Here is a 2313-nt window from a genome sequence, read left to right as displayed (position 1 = left end):
GGATAAGAAAAATGGCAATTCTCCTCATCGCCGAACACGACAACGCAACCCTTTCCGACCAGACCGCCAAGGCGCTGTCGGCCGCCCTGCAGATCGGCTCGGACGTCGACGTGCTGGTTGCCGGCAAGGGCGCCAAGGCCGCTGCCGACGCCGCCGCCAAGCTGAAAGGTATTCGTAAAGTGCTTTTGGCCGAAGCCGACGAGCTCGCCGAGCGCCTGGCCGAGCCGCTGGCCGCCCTCGTGATCTCGCTCGCCGGCTCGTATGACGCCATCGTTGCGCCGGCCACATCGGTCGGCAAGAACGTCTCGCCGCGCGTCGCGGCCCTGCTCGACGTCGCGCAGGTGTCCGAGATCATCGAGGTGGTCTCGCCCGACACCTTCAAGCGGCCGATCTATGCCGGCAACGCCATCCAGACCGTGCAGGCGACCGACGCCAAGAAGGTGATCACGGTGCGCACCGCCTCCTTCCAGGCTGCGCCCGAGGGCGGCTCGGCTTCGGTCGAGACGGTCAATGCTGCCGCCAATCCGGGCCTCTCCACCTTTGTCGAGAACAAGCTCTCCGAGACCGACCGTCCGGAGCTGACTTCGGCCAAGATCATCATCTCCGGCGGCCGCGCGCTGGGTTCGGCGGAGAAGTTCCAGGAAGTCATCCTGCCCGTCGCCGACAAGCTCGGCGCCGCCGTTGGCGCATCCCGAGCCGCTGTCGACGCCGGCTATGCCCCCAACGACTGGCAGGTCGGCCAGACCGGCAAGGTGGTCGCGCCGGATCTCTACATCGCCTGCGGCATCTCCGGCGCCATCCAGCACCTTGCCGGCATGAAGGATTCCAAGGTCATCGTCGCCATCAACAAGGACGAGGAGGCGCCGATCTTCCAGGTCGCCGACTACGGCCTCGTCGGCGATCTCTTCGTCATTCTGCCGGAACTGCAAAAGGCGCTTTGACGCCTTCCGCTCAGGCATATTAAAATCCGAAGGGTGGGGTAGACGAAGTCGCCCCGCCCTTTTAGTTTGCGCTGCACAAAAAGCAGGCCGCCAAGGCCTCAAGCAATTCCAGGAAAAGTGCCTGGCGGTTTTCCGTCCGGAATTGCGACAAACAAAGAAGGCAATTCCAGGGAGAGTGCGTCGCGTTTTTCCGTCCGGAATTGCGGGAAACAAAAGATGGGAGCATTTCAACGCTTCGTAAAAGCGGAAATGCTCCAGACGGGATCGGGGTAATGAGCAAGATCGAGACGATCGGCATTGTCGGCGCAGGCCAAATGGGGGGCGGCATCGCCCATGTCGCAGCGCTCGCCGGCTACAAGGTTCTGATCCACGACGTCACGTCCGACCGGATCGAGAAAGGCATCGCCACCATCAGCGGCAACATGGCCCGACAGGTCGGCTCCGGAAAGCTCGAGGAGAAGGCGCGCAATGAGGCGATGGGGCGGATCTCATCCGCCGCGGCGATGGCCGATCTTGCCGCTGCTGACCTCGTGATCGAGGCGGCGACCGAGGACGAGACGGTCAAGCGCAAGATTTACGCCCAGCTCTGTCCGCAGCTCAACCCGGAAGCGATCCTGGCGACCAACACCTCGTCTATCTCGATCACCCGGCTCGCCGCGCAGACCGACCGGCCGGAGCGTTTCATCGGCATACATTTCATGAACCCGGTGCCGGTGATGAAGCTGGTCGAGCTGGTGCGCGGCATCGCTACCGAGGATAAGACCTTCGAAGCGGCCAAGGCCTTCGTCAACTACCTCGACAAGACGATCACCGTCTCCGAGGATTTCCCGGCCTTCATCGTCAACCGCATCCTGCTGCCGATGATCAACGAGGCGATCTACACGCTCTATGAGGGCGTCGGCACGGTCGACGCCATCGACACCGCCATGCGGCTCGGCGCCAATCATCCGATGGGGCCGCTGCAGCTTGCCGATTTCATCGGCCTCGACACCTGCCTGTCGATCATGCAGGTGCTGCATGAGGGCCTGTCGGATTCGAAATACCGCCCCTGCCCGCTGCTGGTGAAATATGTCGAGGCCGGCTGGCTGGGTCGCAAGACCGGACGCGGCTTCTACGACTATCGCGGCGACCATCCGGTGCCGACGCGCTGAGCCCAGCGATTGAACGCCCTCCCGCGCGGCGCTCAGGATGCCGCGGCAAGCGGTAGAGGCATCGCCTCGTCCTTCGAGACTTCGTCCGGAGCTGCCGAAACGCAGCCGCGGCCGGCCGCCTTCGCGGCATAGCAGGCAGCGTCGGCACGGGCGATGATCTCGTCCACCTCGCCGCAGTCCGCGCGGATCGGTGCGAGCCCGATGCTGGCGCCGATCGAATG

The 2313-nt window shown here is 64.0% G+C and carries 3 protein-coding genes; 2 read left to right on the top strand and 1 reads right to left on the bottom strand.

All coding sequences use genetic code 11. The features are described from left to right. Positions 1-11: 11 nt before the first annotated feature. Complete coding sequence (locus EOA38_RS34040; protein WP_127301283.1) at positions 12-941, top strand: electron transfer flavoprotein subunit alpha/FixB family protein; 930 nt, start codon at positions 12-14, stop codon at positions 939-941. A 272-nt stretch (positions 942-1213) separates the two neighbouring features. After that, on the top strand, positions 1214-2092 hold the full coding sequence (locus tag EOA38_RS34035; RefSeq protein WP_127301282.1) for a 3-hydroxybutyryl-CoA dehydrogenase: 879 nt from the start codon (positions 1214-1216) through the stop codon (positions 2090-2092). A gap of 32 nt (positions 2093-2124) precedes the next feature. Here the strand turns inward: EOA38_RS34035 and EOA38_RS34030 are convergent. Then, the coding region (locus tag EOA38_RS34030; protein ID WP_145966208.1) for a hypothetical protein at positions 2125-2313 on the bottom strand (189 nt) is incomplete at its 5' end.

The organism is Mesorhizobium sp. M1E.F.Ca.ET.041.01.1.1 (assembly GCF_003997355.1).
Taxonomy (GTDB): domain Bacteria; phylum Pseudomonadota; class Alphaproteobacteria; order Rhizobiales; family Rhizobiaceae; genus Mesorhizobium.
The sequence above is the reverse complement of the archived record's forward strand: the minus strand, read 5'-3'. Positions and strand labels throughout refer to the sequence as shown.